The organism is Brevundimonas sp. P7753 (assembly GCF_013386595.1).
Lineage (GTDB): Bacteria > Pseudomonadota > Alphaproteobacteria > Caulobacterales > Caulobacteraceae > Brevundimonas > Brevundimonas bullata.
In genome coordinates, this window is sequence record NZ_JACARP010000256.1 from 461 (window position 1) to 673 (window position 213).

Here is a 213-nt window from a genome sequence, read left to right on the forward strand (position 1 = left end):
ACGGCCTGCCCTTGCGTGGCTTCCTGACGGGCGCCGTCGACGACGCCGCCGGCCTCGATGGCGCCTTCGGCCGACCGGGCCACGGTGGCGGTGATCTGCTCCAGGGCGGCGGCGGTTTCTTCCAGCGAGGCGGCCTGCTGCTCGGTGCGGCGCGACAGGTCGTCCGAGGCCTGGCTGATCTCATGGGCGCTGGCGCCGATGGCGCTCGAGCGA

1 pseudogene is annotated in these 213 nt (G+C 74.2%); it reads right to left on the reverse strand.

The annotated features are described in order from the left end of the window. Window positions 1-213, reverse strand: a pseudogene (locus HX774_RS20250) (methyl-accepting chemotaxis protein); the annotation flags it as partial.